This is a genomic window from Kitasatospora sp. NPDC088391 (assembly GCF_044753345.1).
In the GTDB taxonomy this organism is placed as follows: domain Bacteria; phylum Actinomycetota; class Actinomycetes; order Streptomycetales; family Streptomycetaceae; genus Kitasatospora.
This window is the reverse complement of record NZ_JBIVNB010000005.1, coordinates 55,915-78,002: the sequence shown is the minus strand read 5'-3', so window position 1 is coordinate 78,002 and position 22,088 is coordinate 55,915. Positions and strand designations below refer to the sequence as shown.

Here is a 22,088-nt window from a genome sequence, read left to right as displayed (position 1 = left end):
CCACCGGCGGTTCGCGTGTTGCGTGTCGACGTGCGACCGCTACCAGTCCGTAAGCTGTCCCGAGACGGTTGTCTGACGGCGCCCCGGACGGACGGGGCCGCACCCCAAGGGTCGAGAGAACGGGAACGGGTACGGGCGGATGGCAATGATGCGGCTGCGGCGTGAGGACCCCCGCATCGTCGGCCCGTACCGGCTGCACCGGCGGCTCGGCGCGGGCGGGATGGGCGTGGTCTACCTCGGCTCGGACCGCAAGGGGCAGCGGGTCGCGCTGAAGCTGATCCGGGCCGAGCTGGCCGAGGACGCCGAGTTCCGGACCCGTTTCGCCCGGGAGATCGCCGCCGCCTCGCGGATCCGCGGCGGCTGCACGGCCCGGGTGGTGGGGTCCGACATCGAGGCCGACCGGCCGTGGCTGGCCACCGCGTACGTGCCCGGGCCCTCGCTGTACAAGCAGGTCTCCGACGAGGGGCCGATGGCCTGGCCGGAGGCGGCCCGGATCGGCGCGGCGCTGGCCGACGGGCTGGTGAAGGTGCACGAGGCGGGGGTGGTGCACCGGGACTTGAAGCCGTCCAACATCCTGCTCTCCCCCAAGGGCCCGCGGATCATCGACTTCGGCATCGCCTGGTCGCGCGGCGCGTCCACGCTGACGCACGTCGGCACCGCGGTGGGCTCGCCGGGCTTCCTGGCGCCCGAGCAGGTGCGCGGCGCGGCCGTCACGCCCGCCACCGACGTGTTCGCGTTCGGGGCGACGCTGGCCTTCGCGCTGACCGGGGAGTCGCCGTTCGGGTCGGGGGCGTCCTCCGAGGTGATGCTGTACCGGGTGGTGCACGAGGAGCCGGACCTGACGGGCATTCCGCCGGTGCTGGCCCCGCTGGTGCGGGCCTGCCTGGCCAAGGAGCCCGCCGAGCGCCCGCCCGCGGCCGCGCTGCACGAGCGCCTCAGCGAGCTGGCCGCGCGCGGCGGCGACCGCCCGGGCCGGGCCGAGGGCGGCCGCGCCGAGGCCGGTCGGGGCGCGGCGGGCCGGGCCGAGGAGCGGGTGGCGGAGGGCGCGGGCGCGGCGGCGGGTGCCGAGCGGCGGGCCGTGCCGGGTGCGGGGCGGCGGCCGGAGTCCCGGGCCGAGGCGGCGGCCGCGGTGCGCGCCGGGGCCCGCCCGGAGGTCCGGGACGGGCGTCCTGACGGTGCGTCGGCCCTCCGGCCGCCCGCCGCCGGGGGGCCGGCCGCGATGCCCCGGCAGGACGTCCGTCCGGAGGGGCGGCCGGAGGGCCGTCCCGCCGGGCGTCCGGCGGGTGCCGGGCCGCGCCGCCCCGCCCGGGACGGCGACACGGTGCGCGAGCGGCGCCCGGCCGGGCGGGAGCGCACGCCGGTGCCGGGCCGCGACCGCACTCCCCCGCCCGGGCGCACCCCGCACCCGACGCTGGGCGGGCGGCCGACGGCCCGTCAGCGGCTGCTGCGCCAGCGCCTGGTGGTGTTCGTCACCGTCACGCTGGGCGTGGCGCTGGCCATCGCGGTGGCGCAGGGCTGCGAGAACCGGGACGCGCGGGGCGTGGCGCCGCTGCCCTCGGTGACCGCGCCGGGGCCGGACGCGGGGGCGACGCTGTCGGTGGACGGCGCGTCGGTCCGCGGCGGGGCGGGCCTGGGCCCGTCGCTGGGCGGCCAGCCGCAGGTCGACTGGCCGAACCTGAGCTACCCGGACCCGGCGGGCGGTCCGACGATCCGGCTGCGCGACGGCCGGGGGACGGGCGCGGGGGCCCCGGTCTCGCTCTCGGCCGTGCTGCCGGCCCGCTACCGGGACGCGCAGGCCGCGCTGGTGGTGCTGCGCCGGGTCGAGGGCTCGGTCCCGGTCGACCTGGTGCAGTTGTACGGCTTCACCGGCGACGCGCCGGTGCTGATCGCGGACCGCGCCTCCACCGCCAACCCGGAGGCCGGCGCGGTCTGGCGGGTCGAGAACGGCGCCCTGATCCGCGAGGAGCGGGTCGACCGCACCGGCGCGGTCTCCTCGACCCGCTACACCGTCCGCCCGGACGGCGGCCTGGAGGAGTCCTGGCCGGGCGCGGGCGTCTCCGGCTCGGCGAGCTGACGGCCCCGGCGGGCCGACGCCTCGCCGCTCCCGGCGGGCGGTGACGTGCTGTCAGTGGGCGGCGGCAGCATGTGCGCATGATGTGGACGACCGATGCGATGCACGTCGCGTACTGCCAGTACTTCCTGTACGGGCCGGAGCTGCCGGCGGGCTGGGACGGGCACGCCTTGGACCGGCTGTTCCACGGGAACGGGGTGGCGGCGGGGTGCCCGGACCACCTGACGGTGCTGTGCGGGACGCACACGGGGCTGATCCGGCTGGGGGTGGAGCGGTGCGCGGTGCGGCCGCCGGAGCCGGGGCCGGAGTGGGAGAGCGCGGTGGAGCTGTCGCTGTACAGCAGCGGGGAGTTGCGGCTGCGGGCCTGGGACGGGGTGGAGGTCGCGGCGGCCGGGAACCTGGCGCACGCCGGGCGGGGCTGGTACCGGGTGCGGGTGCAGACCCGGGGCCGGGACCGGGGGCGGGAGGCCGACACGGCGGCCCGCCCGGTGGAGGAGCACCGGTTGGCGGTGTGGCCCGCTCCCCCGGAGCCCGACCTGGTGCTGCGGGTCGGCGACCTGACGGGCCGTCGGCACCACGACCCGCGGCGGCCCGCGCCGCAGCCGATCCGGCCCCCGGCGACGCGCCGGGCGGCGTAGCAGGGCGGCGCGGCCGGTGGTTCGCGCCGTTCGGCGGCGGGCCCCGGGCGACGGACGTCCCCGGCCGTCGGACAATGGTGCCACCGTGTGCCGGTTCCGGCGGCGGGCGGCGCGAGCGGGAGGTGCGGGGACGATGGGCCTGGTGGCGGGGCAGCGGGTCGGGCTGGCCGAGGATCTGGTGCTGGGCGAGGTGTCGTCCGCCGGTGCGGACGGGGCGGCGGCCGGGGTGCTGCTGCTGGGGGCCGGGACCGGCGGCGTGGTGGAGCGGGTCCGGGAGGTGCCGCCGCCCGCAGAGGTCCGCGAGTACGAGCGGCTGCGGGCGCTGTTCGAGGACTACGGGCACACCATGCCGGTGGAGAGCCTGCGCCGCCTGGAGGCGGAGATCGCCGAACTGGAGCCGCACTGGCGGGAGTTCACCGCCCGGGGCCCGCAGGTCGCGGTCCGGGTCAGGTTCGACAACGGCTTCGTGCTGGTGGACGCGGATCCGGCGGTGCTGGCCGCGTCCTGAGCTGCCGTCAGAACCGCTCGGACTCGTCCCAGGCGTACCAGCCGTCGCCGAGCGGGCGGTAGCGCGCCGGGTGGTCGGCGGGCCCGCCGGCGGGGAAGTAGGCGTAGCCGTGGCCGCCGAACGTCCCGGCGCCGGCGATCCGCAGTCTGACGCCGCCGTCGACCAGTTCGGTGCCGGCCAGGGCGTACCCGCCGACGGAGTGCGCGGGCGGGCCGCCGGCCAGGCTCTGCCGGGCGTAGGCCGTGTTTTAGGTAGGCGTTGGCGTGCGGCTTTGGCGGGTGGAGGCGGCTGCGGAGGTCGACCTTCTCGTCCGTACCCCGTGCGGCCTGGGCACCTGGCCGGACGCGGGCGGTGTCGTCCTTGCCGGCGGCCTGACGAGGATGACCGAGTCTGACGCGGCGAGGCATGAAGAGGCGTCGAGGCCGGGATGTGCACGACTGTTGAGGTGCACGGCGCGCCAGTTCACTCGAACGAGTGAACTGGTCGATGGGGGTGACGGAGGGTGGCGGCGCACGCAACAATCATCCCGACCAAGATCAGCTTGCGGCGGGCATCGCCGCGTCCCCTGGTCGCCCCGCCACGAAAGGTCTTCCATGAGTTGGGGCGAAGCCCTGATCCAGATCGTCTCGGTTGCCGGAGCGTACGTCGGCCCGGTCATCGTGTGACACGCCGACCGCAGGAACGCGCCGGGGAAGTGGCAGTCACCAGCCCAAGAACCCGGTCGTGTTCCAGGTGGGCCTGGAGGCAGGGGCCTCCCCAGGCCCACGTCTCTGCTGAGGCGGGAGATTCCCGCATGATCACCGGAAGGGTGGAAACCACCCCGTGACAGAGAGCATCCTGGCGTTCTTCGAATCACTCCTGCCGATCGTCGGCCCGCTCACCGGCGCCTTCGGCTGACCGTGCTTGCGCTGTACGGGCGGGCGGTACCGGAAGAGCCACCGGCCGGTGCCGCCGGCCCGCGCAGTGCCGCATCCACCCGGCCGCTCGTTCGCCGGGGCGCCTCGGCCCCGTCGGGCCGAACCGGGCAGGCCCCTGCCCCCGTAGTCCCGATCGGTCTGAGGAGCTCACCCCTTGCGCATGCGAATGTTCGCCGCTTCGGCCGCCGTCGGCGGCCTGGTCCTGTTGGTGGCCGCGGCCCCCGCGCAGGCCGCACCCGTGCCCGGCGGCTACACGATCACGGTGGCCCACTCCGGCAAGTGCCTGGACATCCGGAACTCGTCCACGGCCGACGGCGCGGTCCTGGTGCAGAACCGGTGCGACGGCCGCCCGTCCCAACGGTTCACCCTCATCGCCCGCACCGGCGCACCCGACCAGTCCTTCCTCCAGACCTTCGCCGGCAAGTGCCTGACCCGCAGCGGCAACTACAACTCGACCGTCCCGGTGACGCAGCAGCCCTGCGTCGACAACCCCGTCCAGTGGCTGCGCATCCGCGTCGGCCACCCGTGGCCGGGCGAGAGCATCTTCACGGTCGACAAGTCCGGGGAGAGCAGTTTCTCCTTCCACGTCGACCAGGCCGGCACCGCCGACGGGGCAGCCGTCATCACCCACCCCGCCAACGGCTGGGGGCAGGGGTCCCGCAACGACACCTTCGCCTTCCAGCCCGCCTGACAGTTGCCGGCCGAGCCCCGCGGGCCACTCCCGGCAGGGGCGTCCGCTCACGGGTCGCTCGGCGACCATCGCAGGGGCGTCCGCTCACGGGTCGCTCGGCGACCATCGCGCGAGCGGACGCCCCACCGGACCGCGCGGCCGTCCACCACACCCCGTCCGTAGATCTGTTGAGGAGTTTTCATCTGATGGCCCGTCAGTTCCTGTTTCCAGCCGTCCGGCGTGCCGCGATCCTCGCGGCTGCCGTCGGCGCGGCCTTCGCCGCCACCGCCCTGTGGCTCCAGCCCTCTTCGTCCTGCCCGGCCGGCGGCGCCTGCGCCCCGGCCGCCGACGTGCGCTCGGTGACGCTGGCCGACTCCGCCTACAACTCCTGGACCCTCGATCTCGACATCGCGGTCCTGCGGCTCAAGACGACCCTGGCCGTCTGAGGAACGTCGCGGCGGTGGCACGTCCGTGCCGCCGCCGCGACGGGGCAGCCATGCCGGCCGGGGCCGTGCGGGCCCCGGCGGTCAGCCGACGGCGGGGGCGGTGCGCTTGCCGCGGACCAGGAAGACCGCGACGAGCGAGAAGACGATCATCAGGATCGTGACCAACGAGGCGAGGAGTGACCATGCTCCGCTCTGCCCGGTGACGGCCTCGTCCAGCCCGCCGCTGGCCAGGAACGTGGTCGGGTCGGTCAAGGCGTGCAGGACGATCGCCGCCCAGATGGTGCCGGTGACCCGCATGGTGAGGTACATGCACACGCCGAAGCCGAAGGTGTAGACGAGGGTGACCAGCACCGTGCTCGCCTTCATCCCGGACAGCAGGTTGACCATGTGCATGAGCGCGAACAGGAGCGAGGACACCCCCATCACGAACCGCTCCGAGCGGCCCGCGCCGCGCAGCATCTGCACCACCAGGCCGCGTGTCATGAGTTCCTCGGCCAGGCCCACGCAGACCCCGAGCAGGGCGAGGAGGGCGATCTGCTCCGCCCGCCAGCTGCTCCAGTCGGTGGCCGCGGCGTGGCCGACGATCGCGACGATCACCAGCACGGGGCCCGCCCACATCCAGGGCCGGCGCCCCGTCACGTCCTGCCGGCCGAAGACCCGGCCCAGCCAGCCGATGGAGGCGGTGAAGCCCACCAGGGTCACTGCGCCGACCGCGATCGGCAGCACCAGGGCGAAGAAGATGCTGGCACCGGTCGACAGGAGGTCGTCCTTGTCCACCTCGTCACCGAAGACGGCGCCCAGGACCAGGCCGACCAGCAGGTAGTAGGCCAGATAGGCGACGGTCACCACCACGGCCTTCCACACCGTCGGCCGCTCGAAGAAGCCCCTCCACCGAACAACCGCAACCCCGTCGGCGCGCTGCACCATCACATACCCAATCAAATCTGCAATTTCGGACCATTAAACGATAAGCGAGCAATCAACCCTTGGCCCTCAAACCGGATGTGACCTTCCACCGGACTCCCGGCCGCCCTGCGCCATGCGGCGCACCATCCGAACCCGCGGCCGCGGTCCGCAACGCCCGCGAGCAGACGGAGCCGCCCCGCGTCACAGCCACTGGTGAATCGCCGCGACCTGGACCGTCGCCTCGAAACGGCAGGCCAGCTTCTCGTACCGCGTCGCGACGGCCCGGTGCTGCTCGAGGCGACTGATCCCGCACTCCACCGCGTGACGTGCCCGGTAGTCCACGCTGTCGAACCCCGGAGGGCGACCACCCAAGCGCCCCCGCCGCTTGCGATGCCGAGCCTGGTCGGCCGGCTCGGCGATCGTGCACCGGATCCCGCACCTGCGCAGATAGGCACGGTTGGCGGCCGAGGAATACGCCTTGTCCGCACGTACCCGCACAGGTGTCCGCCGGGGACGACCCACCCCGATCCTGGGCACCGGGATCGCCTCCAGCACCGCCACGAACTGCGGACTGTCACCCCGCTGCACCGCCGTCACCAGCAGCGACAACGGCTTCTGGCCCTGCTCGCACGCCAGATGGATCTTTGTGCTGAACCCGCCCCGCGACCGTCCCAACCCGTGATCCTCCGGCTCGCGGACCACTCCGCCAGGCAGTTCTGCCTGCGCCTTCCCATCCCGCCGCGCGCCGGCCACGTGCTGGTGCGCCCGGCAGACGGTCGAGTCGGCACTCACCTCCCACACGATGAGCCCCGCCGCATCGGCCTTGGCCTGCAACAGCGTCAGCACCCGCGCCCAGACGCCCTGGCGCTGCCACCTGCGGAACAGCCCGTACACGGTCTGCCAAGGACCGTACTCGGACGGAACATCACGCCACGGCGCACCAGTGCGCACCCGCCACCGCACTCCGTCGACCAGCCTCCGCCGGCTCTCCGACCTGCGGCTCACCCCTGCCGCAGGCAACACCGACTCCAATACCAGCCACTGCTCTTCTGCAAGATCCCCACGCCCCACAAAGCGATCATGACGGCCCTGCCACGATCACGGGCCCGTAACCAAAACACGGCGTAGGCGGTCAGGTCGGGCCGGGCCCAGGCGAAGCGGGCCTCGCCGGGGACGCCGAGCACCAGCAGTGCCGCGCCGGTCAGGACCAGGGCCGGGGCCGCCGCCCAGCGCCACCGGCCCGTCCGGCGGGGTGCCGGGGCGGGCCCGTCGGCGGGCGGCTGCCAGAACCGCGCCTGTTCGCGCTGCCGGCGTTCCAGGTACCGCCACTGCCGCCAGCGCCGGAACCGCCCGGGGCCGTGCCGGTCCCCGCCCGCGGCGGCCCAGCGCTGCCATTCGCGGCGGCCGACCCACGCCACCGGCAGGCCGAGCAGCGTCACCAGGCCGAGGCCGAGCAGTCCCTGGTCGTGGCCGGGCACGCTCGCGCCGAGCAGCACGGCCAGGACGCCGAGTGCGACGCCGGTCAGCGCGCCGGGCCCGGGGCCGCGCGGGCGGGTGCCGGACAGCGCGGCGACCGTCCGCACGCCGAGCAGCGCCGCGAGCGGCACCAGCAGGACGAGGCCGCCCGTGCCGCCGAGCACCAGGAGCAGCGAGAGCGCCGCGTGCAGCGGCCGGGGGCGGCCCGGGGCGAGCACCATGACGGCCAGCAGTCCGGCCAGCAGGACGAGCGGCGGCAGCGGGCCGCGCAGGGCCCGGCGGAGGACCCGGCCGAGGACCTGACGGAGGGGCTGACGGAGACCCTGGCGGAGGGCGGTGCCGGGGCGGAGACTGGTCACGCGGTCTGTCTACCGGAGATCCCGCCGCCCCGGGCGGTGTTCGAACAGAAGGTCGCGGGTGCCGTTCCGCGCCCCGGGTCAGCCGTGGTTGACGGCGTAGAAGGCGATCGCGGCGGCGGCGCCGACGTTGAGGGAGTCGATGCCGTGCGCCATCGGGATGCGGACCCGCCGGTCGGCGGCGGCGAGGGCCTTGGGGGTGAGGCCGTCGCCCTCGGCGCCGAGCATCAGGGCGGCCTTGGGGAGCAGGTCCGGGCGGGCGACGGTGAAGTCCTCGGCGCCGGAGGGCGTCAGCGCGAGCAGGTCGAACCCGGCGTCCCGGACGGTGCCGAGCGCGTCCGGCCAGGGGTCGAGCCGGGCGTAGGGGACGGAGAAGACGGCGCCCATCGAGGTCTTGACGGCCCGCCGGTACAGCGGGTCGGCGCAGTCCGGGGAGAGCAGGACGGCGTCCATCCCGAGGGCGGCGGCGGAGCGGAAGATCGCGCCGAGGTTGGTGTGGTCGACCAGCCCTTCGAGGACGGCGACCCGGCGGGCGCCCGCCAGCACCTCGGCGGCCGCGGGGAGCGGCTTGCGTTCCATCGAGGCGAGCGCGCCGCGGTGCACGTGGTAGCCCGTGACCCGCTCGGCGAGGCCGGGCTCGACCAGGTGGACGGGCGCGTCGGCGGTGTCGATGACGTCGGCCATCACGCCCAGCCACTTCGCGGTGAGCAGCATCGACCGCATCCGGTAGCCCGCCGCGAGCGCGCGGCGGATCACCTTCTCGCCCTCCGCGATGAACAGCCCCTCGGCGGGTTCGCGGCGGCGGCGCAGTTCGACGTCGGTCAGGTCGGTGTAGTCGCTCAGCCGGGGGTCGGCGGCGTCGGTGACGGTCAGTGGCTCGGACACCGCACGATCTTCGCACGTCGCCGGGGGCCGGGCGGGCCGGGCGTTCAGCCGAGGACGTGGACGACGTCGCCGATCACGATGACGGCCGGCGGCTTGACGCCTTCGGCGGCGACGGTCTCGGCGACGGTGGCCAGGGTGGCGTCGATCCGGCGCTGGGCGGCGGTGGTGCCTTCCTGGACGACGGCGACGGGGGTGTCGGCGGCCCGGCCGTGGGCGACGAGTTCGGCGGCGATCGCCCCGATCTTGTCGACGGCCATCAGCAGCACCAGGGTGCCGGTCATCCCGGCGACGGCCTGCCAGTTGGTGAGCGAGCGCCCGCCGGGGCCGACGTGGCCGGAGATGACGGTGAACTCGTGGGTCAGTCCGCGGTGGGTGACGGGGATGCCGGCGGCGGCGGGGACGCTGATCGAGGAGGAGATGCCGGGGACGACGGTGACGGGGATGCCCGCCTCGACGCAGGCCAGCAGTTCCTCGCCGCCGCGCCCGAAGACGTACGGGTCGCCGCCCTTGAGCCGGACCACGAACTTCCCGGCCTTGGCGTGCTCGACCAGCGCCCGGTTGATCGCCTCCTGCGCCATGAAGCGACCGTACGGGATCTTCGAGGCGTCGATCACCTCGACGTGCGGCGGGAGTTCGGCGAGCAGTTCGCGGGGGGCGAGCCGGTCGGCGACGACCACGTCGGCGTCGGCGAGCAGGCGGCGGCCGCGGACGGTGATCAGGTCGGGGTCGCCGGGCCCGCCGCCGACCAGGGCGACGCCGGCGCCGCGGGCGCGGTACTGGCGGGCGGCGAGCGAGCCGTCCCGCAGGCCGGCCACGATGGAGTCGCGGAGCGCGGCGGAGTGCCGGGGGTCGCCGGTGAGGACGGCGACGGTGGCCCCGGCGTCGTGGCCGGAGGCGGGCGTCCAGGCGGTGGCGGCGGAGGCGTCGTCGCTGCGCGAGCAGAACACCCGCAGCCGCTCGGCCTCGGCGGAGACGGCGGTGTTGACGGCCGGGTCGTCGGTGGCGACCAGCGCGTACCAGGTGTCGGCGAGGTCGCCGTCGGCGTACGGCCGCCGGTGCCAGGTGAGTTCGCCGGCGTCGGCCATCGCGGAGACGGCGGGGGTGGTGGCCGGGGATATCAGGTGGATGTCGGCCCCGGCGGCGATCAGCGCGGGCAGCCGCCGCTGGGCGACCTGGCCGCCGCCGACCACCACGACGCGGCGGCCGCCGAGCAGCAGGCCGACGGGGTACGGGGTGAGCCCCTGGGTGGTGGGGTGCGGGTGCGGGGTGGGCGCGGTCATGAGGGGGAGCTCCTGGGTGGGCGGCGGTGCGGGGAGGTCCGGCGGGAGGCCGGGCCGCCCCGTGGGCGGGAGCCCGGTGCCGACGCGCCCTTGAGCCGGTACGGGCCGGCGGGGACGGCCGCCCCCGCTCGCACGCGGGGACGGCCGGACGCCGGTGGTGGATCAGGCCTTCTCGGTGACTCCGGCGGAGTCGAAGGTGGCTACATCGTGCATCGCCCGGGCCGCGCTCTGCACCAGCGGGAGGGCCAGCAGGGCGCCGGTGCCCTCGCCGAGGCGCAGGTCGAGGTCGATCAGCGGGCGCAGGCCGAGCTTGGCGAGCGCGGCCTGGTGGCCGGGCTCGGCGGAGCGGTGGCCGGCGATGCAGGCGGCCAGCACCTCGGGGGCGATGGCCTTGGCGGCCAGCGCGGCCGAGCCGGCGATGACGCCGTCCAGGATGACGGGGGTGCGCAGCGAGGCGGCGCCGAGCAGGAAGCCGGCGATCGCGGCGTGCTCCAGGCCGCCGACGGCGGACAGCACGCCGATCGGGTCGGCCGGGTCGGGCTTGTGCAGTTCCAGCGCCTGCCGGATCACCTCGACCTTGCGGGCGTGGGTCTCGTCGTCGATGCCGGTGCCGCGGCCGGTGACCTCGGCCGGGTCGGTGCCGGTGAACACCGAGATCAGCGCGGCGGAGGCGGTGGTGTTGGCGATGCCCATGTCGCCGGTGATCAGCACCTTGTTGCCGGCCGCGACCAGGTCGCGGGCGGTCTCGATGCCGACCTCGATCGCGCGCAGCGCCTCGTCCCGGCTCATCGCCGGGCCCTGCGTCATGTCGTCGGTGCCGGGCTTGACCTTGCGCGGCAGCAGGCCGGTGGTGCGGCCCTGCTGGATGGCGTCCGGCAGGTCGGCGGCGACGCCGACGTCGACCACGCACACCTCGGTGCCGATCTGGGCGGCGAAGGCGTTGACCACCGCTCCCCCGGCCAGGAAGTTGCCGACCATCTGGGCGGTGACCTCCTGCGGCCACGGGGTGACGCCCTGGGCGTGCACGCCGTGGTCGCCGGCGAAGATCGCCACGCAGCCGGGCTCGGGGATCGGCGGCGGGCACTTCCGGGCCAGGCCGGAGAGCTGGGCGGCGATCAGTTCGAGGACGCCGAGCGAACCGGCGGGCTTGGTCATCCGCTTCTGCCGGTCCCACGCCTCGCCGAGCGCCTTGGCGTCCAGCGGGCGGATGCCGCGCAGGGTGTCGGAGAGCAGGTCGTGCGGCTCCTCGCCGGGCAGCGCGCGGTTGCCGTACTGCTCCTCGTGCACCACCCAGGACAGCGGGCGCTTCTTCGCCCAGCCCTGCTGCTGCAGCTCGGGCTCGTCGGGGAAGGCGTCCACGTAGCCGACGCACAGGTAGGCGACGACCTCCAGGTGCTCGGGCAGGCCGAGTTCGCGGACCAGCTCCTCCTCGTCGAAGAAGCTCACCCAGCCGACGCCCAGGCCCTCGGCGCGGGCGGCCAGCCACAGGTTCTCGACGGCGAGCGCGGCCGAGTACGGGGCCATCTGCGGCTGGGTGTGCCGGCCCAGCGTGTGCCGGCCGCCGCGGGTGCGGTCGGCGGTCACCACGATGTTGACCGGCGTCTCCAGGATCGCCTCGATCTTGATTTCCTTGAACTGCTTCGCCCGGCCCTTGGGCAGCGAGTCGGCGAACGCCTCGCGCTGGCGCTCCGCCAGTTCGTGGATCTTCCGGCGGGTCTTCGCGGAACGGATCACCACGAAGTCCCAGGGCTGCGAGTAGCCGACGCTGGGCGCGGTGTGCGCGGCCTCCAGCACCCGGATCAGCACCTCGTGCGGGATCGCGTCCGGCCGGAACCCGTTGCGGACGTCGCGCCGCTCCCGGATCACCTGGTGGACGGCCTCCCGCCCGGCCTCGTCGTAACCGGGCGCGGCGGGCGGACGCTCCTCCTCGGCCGGCTCGGCGGCCTCGGCGCCCTCGGGGGTCTCCGTGACGGCTTCGGCGGCCTCGACGGCTTCGGGAGCCTCGGGGGTCTCCGCGGCGGCCTCGACCGCCTCGGGGGCCTCCGTGGTCTCCGGGGTCTCGGCGACGGCTTCGACGACCTCGGCGACCGCGGCGGCCTCGACGGCCTCGGGGGTCTCCGTGGTCTCGGCGACGGCTTCGGGAGCCTCGGCCACCGGCTCCTCCACCGTCTGCTCGACGGCCTCGGGGGCGTCGACCGGCTGCTGCTCGGCGACCGGCGCGGCGGGCTCGGCCACCGGCTCCTCCGGCGCGGGCTGTTCGACGGTCCCGGCGACGACCGGCTCCGGGGCCTCCGCGGGGTCGACGGCGGCGACCGGCGCGGCCTCCAGCAGCGGCAGGCCGGCGGGCGCGGCGAGGAACGCGGAGATCCGGCGGTGCGCACCGCGGCTGCCCGACTTGGCGGCCTCCGGCTCGACGGGCACGGCCACGGGCTCGGCCTCGGGCTGCTCGGCGACCGGCGCGGCCTGCTCGACCGGTGCGGCCTCGGGCTGCCCGGCCTCGGCGGCCTCGACGACGGCGGCGGGCGCCTCGGACTGCGCGTCCGACGGGGCGTCAGTTTCCGGGCCGGGAGCAGCGACCGCCTCGGGCTCGGGCTGCGCGACCGCCACCGGCTCGGACACGACGGCGGGCTGCTCGGGCGCGACGGGCGCGACGACGGCGACGGGCGCCTCGACCTGCTGGACCTGCTGGACGGGCTGGACCGGCTCGACGAACACCGGCGCCAGGCTGGCGGCCTCGGCGGCCGCCGGCGCCGCGACCGGCTCCGCGGTCTCGACGGCGGCGGGCGCGGCCTCCACCGGGGCGCTCCCGGCGGCGGGGGCTTCGACGGCCTGCTCGACCTCCGCCTGCTCGGCCGCGACCGGCGTGACCGGCACAACCGGTTCGGCGGGCGCGACGGCCGCGGCGGCGGCCTCGACCACGTGCGGCTGGACGGGCGCGGGCACCAGCACGGGCTGCACCGCGACGGGCGGCGCGGCGACCGGGGCCTGCACGGGCTGCGGCGCCGTCACGGGCCCCTGTTGCTGCACCGTTTCGGCGGGCAGCACGGTCACCCCGAACGCGGGGGTGCCGCCGGGGGTGGACGGGCCGCGGTCGGCGAGCGAGCGGACCGGAACGTGACCGGTCATCAGCGAGGGGTCGGGGATCGGCGGGCCCGCGTGCAGCGGGCGGCGCGGCTGCGGGGGCGCCTGCTGTACGCCGGCGGCGAGGTGCAGGGTGCCGGGCGCCTCCGGCGCGACGGGGGCCTCGGCGGCGGCCGCGGGCGGGGCGACGGGCGACGCCTCGGCGACCGGCCCGGCCGGAACACCGGGCTCGACCGGCTGGAGCGGGGCGCCCGGGGTCTGCTGCGCGACGCCCTGCGGCTCGGCGGCCGCGGGCGGGGCGACGGGGGGCCAGGACGGGGCGACGGGGGTGCCCGCGGCGGGCGTCCCGGCGGGCTGCGGCTCGCCGGCCTCGACGACGCCGTGCACGGCGTCGCCCCAGGCGGTCTGGGGGGCGGGCATCAGCAGCTCGTCCTCCTCCTCGTCGCCGTCGGGCTGGTCGAGGAAGGTGTAGGCGGGGCGCTGCTCACCGTGCCAGCCGGGGCCGGCCGCGGGCGCGGCGGGCGGAAGGGGCGCGCCGAGGAGGTGGTGCTCCGGGACAGGTCCGCCGGGCCCGGGTTCGGGCGCGAGGGGACCGGCGCTGGGGGCGTGGCCGCCGTCGGTCATGTCAATGCTCCTTCCAGGGCGCTTGCGCGTCCTCGGCGGGGCCCCGGGGCTCCGCCACTTCGCCGGGGCGGGCCCGCACCGACCCGTCCCCCTTACTCCTTCGGCCGTCACCCGCACGGGTGGCATGCCATCAGAAACAACGACAGCCCCGAGAAACCGGCACGACGGCACGGCCGCTTCGGACCCTCACGGCATTCTTCCGGGCCGGTGCGCACCGCGTCGAATGCCCGCGAAGCGGGCCGTTCGGGTGGCAACCCGTCAAATGGGTGGCAACCGGGCCGGATCGGACACGGTGCCGCTTCGACGGATCGGCCCCGGGCAGAACCCTACCGGCCCGGCGGGGGCCGTTCTCGAAACCCTGTCCGGATGCGACGGGGATCACCGTACCGGTGGGGTCGGACAGCGGGCCGGGCCGTCCACCGGGTGGTCACCGGGAGGTCAGTCGTGGGGTTCGCCCCAGATCAGCAGGGTGTAGTCGCCGCGGCCGAAGGACGGTCCGGCTCCGCTTCCCTGTTCGGCGCGGAGCGGGGCGGACTGGAGCAGCAGGCCGTCGGTGCGGTAGCCGGCGGCGTCGAGGGCCTGCCGGGTCTCGGCGGCCTCGGCGAGGCTGCGGGCGACGGCGACCACGCGTTCGGGCTTGCGGGCGGCGACGGCCCGGACCATGGCGGGGCCGCCGTGCTCGACGGCGACGGCGTCGGGTTCGGGGAGGGCGCCGAGGACTTCGGGGCCGGTGCCGGTGGCGGTCTCGACCTCGACGCCGGCCCGGCGGGCGTTGGCGGCGATCCGGGCGCAGTCGGCGGGTTCGGCCTCGACGGCGACGACGGCGGCGCCGAACCGGGCGGCTTCGACGGCGAGTGCACCGTCGCCGGCGCCGAGCGTCCAGAGCAGGTCGCCGGCGGTGGGCGCGAGCCGGGCCAGGGCGAGCGCGCGGACGTGCGGCGGGAGTGCGCGGGGGCGCCGGGTGTCGGCGTCCGCCCCGGCGTACGCCCGGCCGGGGAGCGCCCAGCCGCGCTGCGGGCCGGGGTGGTCGAGGGGGCGGCCGGCCAGCCAGCCGGCGGCGGCCTCGGCGGGCGGGACGTTGCCGATGACCAGGACGACGGAGGGGTCGCGCCAGTCGTGGTCGGGGACGCGTTCGGAGGTGAGGACGGTGACGTCCTCCTCGGGGGTGCCGAGGGCCTCGCAGACCACGAAGGTGCGGGGGACGCCGCGCAGCATCAGGGCGAGTTCGCTGGGCCCGGCGTCGCCGGTGGTGAGGACGGCGACCTTGGGGTGGGCGCGGCAGACGTTGGCGGCGCGGCGCAGGCGGCCGCCGTGGGCGGAGACCACCTGCGCGTCCTCCCAGGCCATGCCGGCCCGGGCGAAGGCGGTGGCGACCGAGGAGACGGCGGGCAGCACTTCGAGTTCGAGGCCGTACTCGGGGCGGCGCAGGGTGCGCACGACGCCGAAGAAGCCGGGGTCGCCCTCGGCGACGACGACGGCGGTGCCGCGGTGCTCGGCGAGTCGGCGGGCCGCGGCGGGCAGGTCGGCGAGGCCGATCCGCTCGGCGCGTTCGGGGACGGGGAGGGCGGCGAGCTGGTAGCCCGCCCCGGCGACCAGGGTGGCTCCGGCGAGCGCGCCGGCGGCGGCCTGGGTCAAGGGGGTGCCGTCCCACCCGATGACCGTGATCCGGTCAGCCATCTGCGGCTGTTCTCCCTACGCCGTGTTCCGCCCCTGGAGGGGGAGTTGCCGCTGTCCGGCGGTGGTCCCCGGGGCAGAGGCTACCGCGTGGCCGGGGTGGTGCGGGGGTGCGGCGCGGGCCGGGTCAGTGGCGCAGCGCGGGGTGGTGGCCGGCGGGGTGGCGGTGGTCGGGCGGTTCGAGGTCCTCGGGGAGCAGGCTCCAGACGATCAGGTCGGTGTGCTCCTCGGGGCCGGGGCCCCATTCGCCGCCGCGGACTATGGCGGCGTTGCGCAGCACGCCCTCGCTGATCGCGCCGGTCTTCTGGGCGACCTGCTGGGCGGCGGTGTTGCCGGCGGCGGTGCGCAGTTCGAGGCGTTGGAAGCCGCGGTCCTCGAACAGCCACTGGGCGGTGGCGAGGACGGCCTCGGGGGCGTAGCCCTCGCCGCGGGCCCAGGGGGCGGTGACGAAGCGGACCTCGGTGGCGCGCAGGTGCCAGTCGGTGCGGTCGAGTTCGAGCAGGCCGACCAGGCGCTGGGTGAGGTGTTCGGTGACGGCGAAAACGATTCCTCGGCCGTGGGCGCGCCGTTCGGGGGCATGACGGGTGATCAGGTCGTGGGCGGTGGCGGGGCCGTAGGGCCGGGGGTGGCCGGTCCAGGTCTGGACGAGTTCGTCGGCGAGCATCGCGGTCAGCGCGGGGGCGTCCGGCTCCTCAAGGGCGCGCAGCAGCAGCCGTTCGGTGCTGATGGCTGTCTCGGGGAAGTTCGCAACCATGCCGTCTCTCCTCGCCGGGTCGTGGACACACCGTACGCCCCGTCCCTCCGTCGGGCGTGCCAGCGTACCCGTTCGCGGCCTCACGCCCCGTCAGCGCGGTGCCCCCGGCGGGGAGGCCGGGGGCACCGCGGGTGCTGAGCGGGGATCAGAACGCGGGGACGACGGAGCCCTGGAAGGTGTCGTCGATGTACTTCTTGACCTCGGGCGAGTGCAGCAGCTCGGCGAGCTTCTTGACCCGCGGGTCGTCCTGGTGGCCCTTCTTGACGGCGAGGATGTTGGCGTAGGGGTTGCCCTGGGCCTTCTCGACCAGGATGGCGTCGGTGGACGGCTTGAGGCCGGCGCCGAGGGCGTAGTTGCCGTTGATGACGGCGGCGTCGACGTCGTCGAGGGAGCGCGGCAGCTGGGCCGCCTCCAGCTCCTTGAACTTGAGGTTCTTCGGGTTGGTGGCGATGTCCTGGACGGTGGCGGTGGTGCCGGCGCCGCTCTTGAGGGTGATGACGTTGTTGTCGGCGAGCAGCTTGAGCGCCCGGCCCTCGTTGGTGGCGTCGCTGGGGACGGCGACCTGGGCGCCGTCCTTGAGCTCGGCGACGGTCTTGACCTTCTTGGAGTAGACGCCGAGCGGCTCCAGGTGGACGGTCTCGACCGCGACGATGTCGGTGCCGTTCTTCTTGTTGAAGTCGTCGAGGTAGGGCTGGTGCTGGAAGTAGTTCGCGTCCGCGGAGCCGTCCTGGACCGAGGTGTTGGGGGTCACGTAGTCGCTGACCTCCTTGATGTCCAGCTTGAGGCCGGCCTTCTCCGCCAGGTTGTCCTTCACGAACTTGAGGATCTGGCCGTGCGGGGTGGGGCTGGCGGCGACCACCAGGGCCTTGTTCGGGTCGGCGGAGGCGCCGGAGCCCGAGGAGCCGGAGGAGCAGGCCGCGAGGGTGAGCGCGAGGCCGGCGGCGGTGGTGGTCAGGGCGGCGGTCTTCAGAACGTTACGCACGAAAAGTGCCTTTCTGCGGGGTGCGAACGGCCCTGGTGGGGCCGGGGTACCCGTCCCGTGGTGCGGGACGGGGAGTCAGTGGGAGGAGAGCAGGTCTTCCTCGGTGCCGTCCGGCTTGGCGGTGGCGGAGCGGAAGAAGCCGAGCGGGCTGCGGTAGTCGCCGCGGTGCGAGAGCCGGCGGGCGGCGAAGTCGCCGAGCAGCTGGATCGCGGTGACGATGACGACCAGTTCGGCGACGATGACCCACATGAAGGCGGTCTCGAAGCGCTGGTAGCCGTAGCGGATGGCGAGGTCGCCGAGGCCGCCGCCGCCGACCGTGCCGGCCATCGCGGAGTAGCCGATCAGCGCGATCACCGTGGTGGTGGCGGAGGCGACCAGCGAGGGCAGCGCCTCGGGCAGCAGGGTCTTGCGGACGATGGTGCCGGTGCCCGCGCCCATCGCCTTGAGCGCCTCGACCAGTCCGCCGTCGACCTCGCGGACCGAGGTCTCGACCAGCCGGGCGAAGAACGGGATGGCGCCGATGGCGAGCGGGACGCTGGCGGCCTGCCAGCCGAGCGTGGTGCCCGCGACCGCCCGGGTCAGCGGGATCACCGCGACGATCAGGATGACGAACGGGATGGAGCGTCCGACGTTGACGACCGTCCCGAGCGCCCGGCCGACCGCGAGGTTCTGCAGCAGTCCGCCCTGGTCGGTGAGGACCAACAGCAGTCCGAGCGGCAGGCCGATCACCAGGGTGGCGAGGCCGGCGATGCCGACCATGCCGAGGGTCTCCCAGGTGGCGGGCCACATGAGTTCCTGCATCTGGTCCCAGGTCATGCGGCCGCTCCGTTCGACTGGTCGAGCACGTCCACCTGCAGGCCCTGCTGGCGCAGGTAGCCGATCGGCACCACGTTGTCGGTGTGGCTGCCGGGCAGTTCGACCCGCATCCGGCCGACCAGGCGGCCGGCGATGGTCTCTACGGCCGCGCCGAGGATGTTGATGTCGATCTGGTAGGTGCGGGCGAGCTGGGAGACGAACGGCTGGGCGGGGGCGTCGCCCTGGAAGGTGATCTCCAGGACGGTGCGGTCGGGGTCGCCGCCGGTGCCGAAGTCGCCGAGCGGGAAGAGGTCGCGGGCGATCCGGGAGTGGCCGTCGGCGAGCAGGTCGGTGAGCTGCCCGGTCTCGACGACCCGGCCGCCGCGCATCAGGGCGGCGGAGTCGCAGACCGCCTTGATGACCTCCATCTCGTGGGTGATCAGCAGGACCGTCAGGCCGAGCTGCTGGTTGAGCTCGCGCAGCAGCTTGAGGATCGAGCGGGTGGTCTCCGGGTCGAGGGCGCTGGTGGCCTCGTCGGAAAGCAGCACCTTGGGGTCGCCGGCCAGGGCGCGGGCGATGCCGACGCGCTGCTTCTGGCCGCCGGAGAGCTGGCCCGGGTAGCTGCGGGCCTTGTCGGCGAGGCCGACCAGGTCGAGCAGTTCGGCGGCCTTGCGGCGGCGCTCGCGGCGGTCCAGGCCGATGATCTCCAGCGGGAGTTCGACGTTGTCCTGGACGGTGCGCGAGGAGAGCAGGTTGAAGTGCTGGAAGACCATGCCGATCCGCTGCCGGGCGGCCCGCAGCTCGCGACCGGCGCGCTCCTCGCCGCCGGGCAGCGCGGTCAGTTCGACGCCGTCGACGGTGACGGTGCCGGAGGTCGGGCGCTCCAGCAGGTTGACGCACCGGATCAGGGTGGACTTGCCGGCGCCGCTGGTGCCGACGACCCCGAACACCTCGCCCTGCCGCACGTGCAGGTCCACGTCGTCCAGCGCCCGGACCTCGCGGCCCCGGGAGCGGTAGACCTTGGTCAGGCCCTTGGTGGTGATCACAGCTGCTTCCGTAGTTCGTCGGCGGACGGCCGTGGGGGCGTCCGCGCCAATGGCGGGATGGGCACGCGGGGGTGCCGGGAGGGGATCGGGGTGCTGCCGTCGTGTCGATCATGACCGCCGGACGGGCGGTCCGCTCGCGGGCCTAGCCCTGACGAGTCATCAGCGGACAGTGGGTCAGCAGGCGCTGGGCGAAGGCTCTCAGCGGCAACACATTCGACGACCGCACATGCGCGACTCACCTGCCGGCGTCGCGCCGGTGGGGATGCATGTCGTCGTCGTGGTCATGGAACCCAGTAAATCAGACAATTGGTCCACGTCCCAGTTTTCAGGACTTGCTGTCCGACATCCGGACACGACCCTTGCGGCACAAGCGCAGCGGCGCCCGACCCCTCGTTCGGGTCGGGCGCCGCGGGCGTGCGGGGAGCGGTTCAGGCGGCCAGCGAGGCCGCCACCGGCTTGGCCAGCGTCACGATCGACAGCCGGCGGGAGACCTCGCGCACCTCGGTCTCGCGGTAGCCGAGCTTGCGGTAGAGCCGCAGGTTGCCCAGGCTGCGGTGGCCGGTGAACAGCTCGAAGCCGCCACTGGCGCCGTCCTCGGTCAGCTGCGCCTCCAGGGCCTCCAGCAGGCGGCGGCCCAGGCCGTGCCGCTGCATCCGGGGGTGCACCACCAGTCGGCCGATCCGGCCGACGCCGTTCTCGTCCACCCAGCCGCGGACGCTGCCCACCACCTCGTCGCCGAGGCGGGCGACCAGCACCCGGTGCTCGGTGAACTCGGCCCGCAGGCTCTCCAGGGTCTGGGTCAGCGGCTCCAGCGTCCAGTCGCTGTACAGCTCCGCCTCGCTCTGGTAGCCGAGGTACTGGAGCTTGAGGACCTGCTCCACCTCCTCGGGTCGCGCCGCTGCGATGATCACACTCATGCCCATGTGCGGGGGCCTCCATCGTTAAGTGCCCGGCGCGCACGAGTGAGGGTCCGGCACCGGTTCCTGTCCGAGGTGTGCCCGGACGGGGATCGGCCCGGCCCGGGAAAAGCGCGACACGCCCCGCCGGACGGTGGTCCGGTACACCGGGGCTGACGCGCGCTCACGCTCAGTATCCGGGCGGCCGGGCGACCGTCAAGAGAGACGTTCGCCACCGCTCTACCCACGCGACAGCCGCCCTCAACCTTCCGGACGCCCCGACGTGGCGAGCGTCACGCCCGAGCGGGCGACGGCGTCACCCGCTCGGCCGGATGTTCTGGTTGACCCGGAACAGGTTCGTCGGATCGTAGCGGTCCTTCAGCGCCACCAGCCGCTCGTACATCGGCAGCCCGTACGCCTCCACCACCCGGGCCGGGCCCTCCTGCCCCATCAGGTTGACGTACGCCCCGCCCGAGGAGAACCGCCGCATCGCCTCCCAGCACTCCCGCACCCAGGCCACCTGGGGCTCCGCCGGGCCGTCCGTCCACCGCCCGGTCGCGCTCAGCAGGTACGGCGCCGAGCGGTACGCGTACGCCGTGTCCTCCGGCCCCACCCGGGCCACCGCCCCGCCCAGGAACGCCAGTTGGAGCTGCGCGCCCGGACCGGGCAGCGCCGCGACCCGCTCCGCCAGGCAGTCGATCGCCGCCCCGTCCAGCACCGACAGGAACTCCGAGCGCCCGTAGTTGCCCGCGCCCGGGCCCCGGCCCTCGTCCAGCATCCGCTGCCAGCGCGTGTACGGGCGGGTCTGCACGGTGTCCAGCAGCACCCCCGGCAGCGCGCGCAGCGGGGCGAGCGCCTCCCGGCCCCGGTCGGGGCGGCCCGACCAGCACATCCCGACCCGCAGCGCCGTCCGGGCCGGCAGCCCCGGCACGCCGCGCGGCGGGCCGAACTCGATGCCCGCCGTCAGCCCGTCCGGGGCCTGCGCCATGAAGTCCCGGACCGCCGCCACCGTCGGCGCCAGCAGCTCCACCGGCAGGTACACCGCCCCGCACAGCACGTGCGGCCCGACCCGGTGCAGCCGGTACGTGAACGAGGTCACCACCCCGAAGTTGCCGCCGCCGCCGCGCAGGCCCCGGAACAGCTCCGGATGCGCCGACGCGCTCGCCACCAGCAGCCGCCCCTCGGCCGTCACCACGTCCGCCTCGACCAGGTTGTCGCAGGTCAGGCCGTAGGCCCGGGCCAGCCAGCCGACTCCCCCGCCGAGCGTCGCGCCCGCGATCCCCGCCGCCGAGTACGGCGCGCCGGGCGTCGCCAGGTCGAAAGCCTGCGTCTCGTGGTCGAACAGGCCCCAGGTCACCCCCGGCTGCGCCCGCGCCGTCCGGCGCTCCGGGTCGACCCGGACCCCGCGCATCCCCGACAGGTCGATCAGCATCCCGCCCTCGCACGTCCCCAGCCCCGCCAGGCCGTGCCCCGCGCCCCGCACCGCCGCCACCAGCCCGTGCTCCCGGGCCACCAGCACCGCCCGCAGCACGTCCGCGGCCCCCGTGCACCGCGCGATCACCTCCGGCCGCCGGTCCACCGCCGCGTTCCACACCCGCCGCGCCCCGTCGTACCCCGCGTCCCCGGGCACCAGGATCTCCCCCCGGAACCCCTCTGCCAACGCCACGGCCGCTTCCGCCATACGTCCAGCGTAGAAAGCGGTTCAGCAATCGGCGCGCCAGAACTCCAGGTGGCCGCGGACCGTGGCGGTGACGGGGTGATCGGGGCCGAGCAGCCCGGTGAGCTCGGCGAGGGCGTCGGGCAGGGCCCCGGCCAGGACGGTCCGGGCCCGCCCGGTGGCCGTCGGCCCGCGGCGGGACGGTGCCGACCGGGTGGGGCCGGGCGGCGGGGCTCCGGCCGGGCGGGTGCAGGTGCACGATGCTCCCCTGCGGGGATGCTTCCCGGTCCAGCGGCCGTGATGTGCACGGTCCGATCCCGCTCGTCCACTGCGCCTCCGGCCCGCCGCTCGTGTTCCGGCCTGATGCCGACCGGGCCGGAACGCGGGGCGCAGCCAATCGGTGCGTCAACCGCTCTTGGGGGAAAA

General features: G+C 75.1%; 17 protein-coding genes and 1 pseudogene. 5 read left to right on the top strand and 13 right to left on the bottom strand.

The features are described from left to right. Positions 1 to 139: 139 nt before the first annotated feature. The 5 genes and pseudogenes from ACIQBJ_RS16865 to ACIQBJ_RS16845 all read left to right on the top strand — a co-directional run. Positions 140 to 1,522: pseudogene (locus tag ACIQBJ_RS16865) on the top strand (protein kinase); the annotation flags it as partial. A 629-nt stretch (positions 1,523 to 2,151) separates the two neighbouring features. Then, positions 2,152 to 2,709, top strand: coding sequence for a hypothetical protein (locus ACIQBJ_RS16860; protein WP_400710018.1), 558 nt, complete (start codon positions 2,152 to 2,154; stop codon positions 2,707 to 2,709). Between the two features lie 133 nt (positions 2,710 to 2,842). Then, positions 2,843 to 3,217, top strand: a complete 375-nt coding sequence (locus ACIQBJ_RS16855; protein ID WP_400710015.1) for a hypothetical protein — start codon at positions 2,843 to 2,845, stop codon at positions 3,215 to 3,217. A gap of 1,077 nt (positions 3,218 to 4,294) precedes the next feature. Next, on the top strand, positions 4,295 to 4,825 hold the full coding sequence (locus ACIQBJ_RS16850) for an RICIN domain-containing protein (protein WP_400711321.1): 531 nt from the start codon (positions 4,295 to 4,297) through the stop codon (positions 4,823 to 4,825). Positions 4,826 to 5,010: 185 nt separating this feature from the next. Further along, the gene (locus ACIQBJ_RS16845) at positions 5,011 to 5,250 is read left to right on the top strand and encodes a hypothetical protein (RefSeq protein WP_400710012.1); all 240 of its coding nucleotides are present in this window, start codon (positions 5,011 to 5,013) and stop codon (positions 5,248 to 5,250) included. Between the two features lie 81 nt (positions 5,251 to 5,331). Here the strand turns inward: ACIQBJ_RS16845 and ACIQBJ_RS16840 are convergent, their stop codons facing one another. The 13 genes from ACIQBJ_RS16840 to ACIQBJ_RS16780 all read right to left on the bottom strand — a co-directional run bounded on the left by ACIQBJ_RS16840 (position 5,332) and on the right by ACIQBJ_RS16780 (position 21,686). Beyond that, positions 5,332 to 6,096, bottom strand: a complete 765-nt coding sequence (locus ACIQBJ_RS16840; RefSeq protein WP_400710009.1) for a CPBP family intramembrane glutamic endopeptidase — start codon at positions 6,094 to 6,096, stop codon at positions 5,332 to 5,334. A gap of 261 nt (positions 6,097 to 6,357) precedes the next feature. Next, positions 6,358 to 7,227 carry an IS5 family transposase gene (locus ACIQBJ_RS16835; RefSeq protein ID WP_400710006.1) on the bottom strand — a complete coding sequence of 290 codons (870 nt, stop codon included), beginning with the start codon at positions 7,225 to 7,227 and terminating at the stop codon, positions 6,358 to 6,360. Then, on the bottom strand, positions 7,158 to 7,991 hold the full coding sequence (locus ACIQBJ_RS16830; protein ID WP_400710003.1) for a hypothetical protein: 834 nt from the start codon (positions 7,989 to 7,991) through the stop codon (positions 7,158 to 7,160). Before ACIQBJ_RS16830 ends, ACIQBJ_RS16835 begins: the two co-directional genes overlap by 70 nt. A 78-nt stretch (positions 7,992 to 8,069) precedes the next feature. Beyond that, positions 8,070 to 8,873, bottom strand: coding sequence for a TrmH family RNA methyltransferase (locus tag ACIQBJ_RS16825; RefSeq protein WP_400710000.1), 804 nt, complete (start codon positions 8,871 to 8,873; stop codon positions 8,070 to 8,072). A gap of 44 nt (positions 8,874 to 8,917) precedes the next feature. Continuing rightward, complete coding sequence (gene cobA, locus ACIQBJ_RS16820) at positions 8,918 to 10,153, bottom strand: uroporphyrinogen-III C-methyltransferase (RefSeq protein WP_400709997.1); 1,236 nt, start codon at positions 10,151 to 10,153, stop codon at positions 8,918 to 8,920. A gap of 162 nt (positions 10,154 to 10,315) precedes the next feature. After that, positions 10,316 to 13,858 carry a nicotinate-nucleotide--dimethylbenzimidazole phosphoribosyltransferase gene (gene cobT / locus ACIQBJ_RS16815; RefSeq protein WP_400709994.1) on the bottom strand — a complete coding sequence of 1,181 codons (3,543 nt, stop codon included), beginning with the start codon at positions 13,856 to 13,858 and terminating at the stop codon, positions 10,316 to 10,318. A gap of 438 nt (positions 13,859 to 14,296) precedes the next feature. Beyond that, positions 14,297 to 15,535 carry a precorrin-6y C5,15-methyltransferase (decarboxylating) subunit CbiE gene (cbiE, locus tag ACIQBJ_RS16810; RefSeq protein ID WP_400709991.1) on the bottom strand — a complete coding sequence of 413 codons (1,239 nt, stop codon included), beginning with the start codon at positions 15,533 to 15,535 and terminating at the stop codon, positions 14,297 to 14,299. Between the two features lie 124 nt (positions 15,536 to 15,659). Further along, positions 15,660 to 16,286, bottom strand: a complete 627-nt coding sequence (locus ACIQBJ_RS16805) for a GNAT family N-acetyltransferase (RefSeq protein ID WP_400709988.1) — start codon at positions 16,284 to 16,286, stop codon at positions 15,660 to 15,662. Between the two features lie 145 nt (positions 16,287 to 16,431). Further along, on the bottom strand, positions 16,432 to 17,268 hold the full coding sequence (locus ACIQBJ_RS16800) for a MetQ/NlpA family ABC transporter substrate-binding protein (RefSeq protein WP_400709985.1): 837 nt from the start codon (positions 17,266 to 17,268) through the stop codon (positions 16,432 to 16,434). A 75-nt stretch (positions 17,269 to 17,343) separates the two neighbouring features. Then, positions 17,344 to 18,084: a methionine ABC transporter permease gene (locus ACIQBJ_RS16795; protein WP_400709982.1), complete on the bottom strand. Its 741-nt coding sequence runs from the start codon at positions 18,082 to 18,084 to the stop codon at positions 17,344 to 17,346. Then, positions 18,081 to 19,109 (bottom strand): methionine ABC transporter ATP-binding protein, encoded by a 1,029-nt coding sequence (locus tag ACIQBJ_RS16790; RefSeq protein ID WP_400709979.1) that lies wholly within the window; start codon positions 19,107 to 19,109, stop codon positions 18,081 to 18,083. Before ACIQBJ_RS16790 ends, ACIQBJ_RS16795 begins: the two co-directional genes overlap by 4 nt. Positions 19,110 to 19,537: 428 nt before the next feature. Then, positions 19,538 to 20,032, bottom strand: coding sequence for a GNAT family N-acetyltransferase (locus ACIQBJ_RS16785; protein ID WP_400709976.1), 495 nt, complete (start codon positions 20,030 to 20,032; stop codon positions 19,538 to 19,540). A 289-nt stretch (positions 20,033 to 20,321) separates the two neighbouring features. Next, positions 20,322 to 21,686 carry an FAD-binding oxidoreductase gene (locus ACIQBJ_RS16780; protein ID WP_400709973.1) on the bottom strand — a complete coding sequence of 455 codons (1,365 nt, stop codon included), beginning with the start codon at positions 21,684 to 21,686 and terminating at the stop codon, positions 20,322 to 20,324. Positions 21,687 to 22,088: the final 402 nt, after the last annotated feature.

Coding starts and splice junctions, on each gene's coding strand:
- ACIQBJ_RS16860 (WP_400710018.1), top strand. CDS start 2,152: ATGATGTGGACGACCGATGCGATGCACGTCGCGTACTGCCAGTACTTC.
- ACIQBJ_RS16855 (WP_400710015.1), top strand. CDS start 2,843: ATGGGCCTGGTGGCGGGGCAGCGGGTCGGGCTGGCCGAGGATCTGGTG.
- ACIQBJ_RS16850 (WP_400711321.1), top strand. CDS start 4,295: ATGCGAATGTTCGCCGCTTCGGCCGCCGTCGGCGGCCTGGTCCTGTTG.
- ACIQBJ_RS16845 (WP_400710012.1), top strand. CDS start 5,011: ATGGCCCGTCAGTTCCTGTTTCCAGCCGTCCGGCGTGCCGCGATCCTC.
- cobA (WP_400709997.1), bottom strand. CDS start 10,153: ATGACCGCGCCCACCCCGCACCCGCACCCCACCACCCAGGGGCTCACC.
- cobT (WP_400709994.1), bottom strand. CDS start 13,858: ATGACCGACGGCGGCCACGCCCCCAGCGCCGGTCCCCTCGCGCCCGAA.
- cbiE (WP_400709991.1), bottom strand. CDS start 15,535: ATGGCTGACCGGATCACGGTCATCGGGTGGGACGGCACCCCCTTGACC.
- ACIQBJ_RS16805 (WP_400709988.1), bottom strand. CDS start 16,286: ATGGTTGCGAACTTCCCCGAGACAGCCATCAGCACCGAACGGCTGCTG.
- ACIQBJ_RS16795 (WP_400709982.1), bottom strand. CDS start 18,084: ATGACCTGGGACCAGATGCAGGAACTCATGTGGCCCGCCACCTGGGAG.
- ACIQBJ_RS16785 (WP_400709976.1), bottom strand. CDS start 20,032: ATGGGCATGAGTGTGATCATCGCAGCGGCGCGACCCGAGGAGGTGGAG.
- ACIQBJ_RS16780 (WP_400709973.1), bottom strand. CDS start 21,686: ATGGCGGAAGCGGCCGTGGCGTTGGCAGAGGGGTTCCGGGGGGAGATC.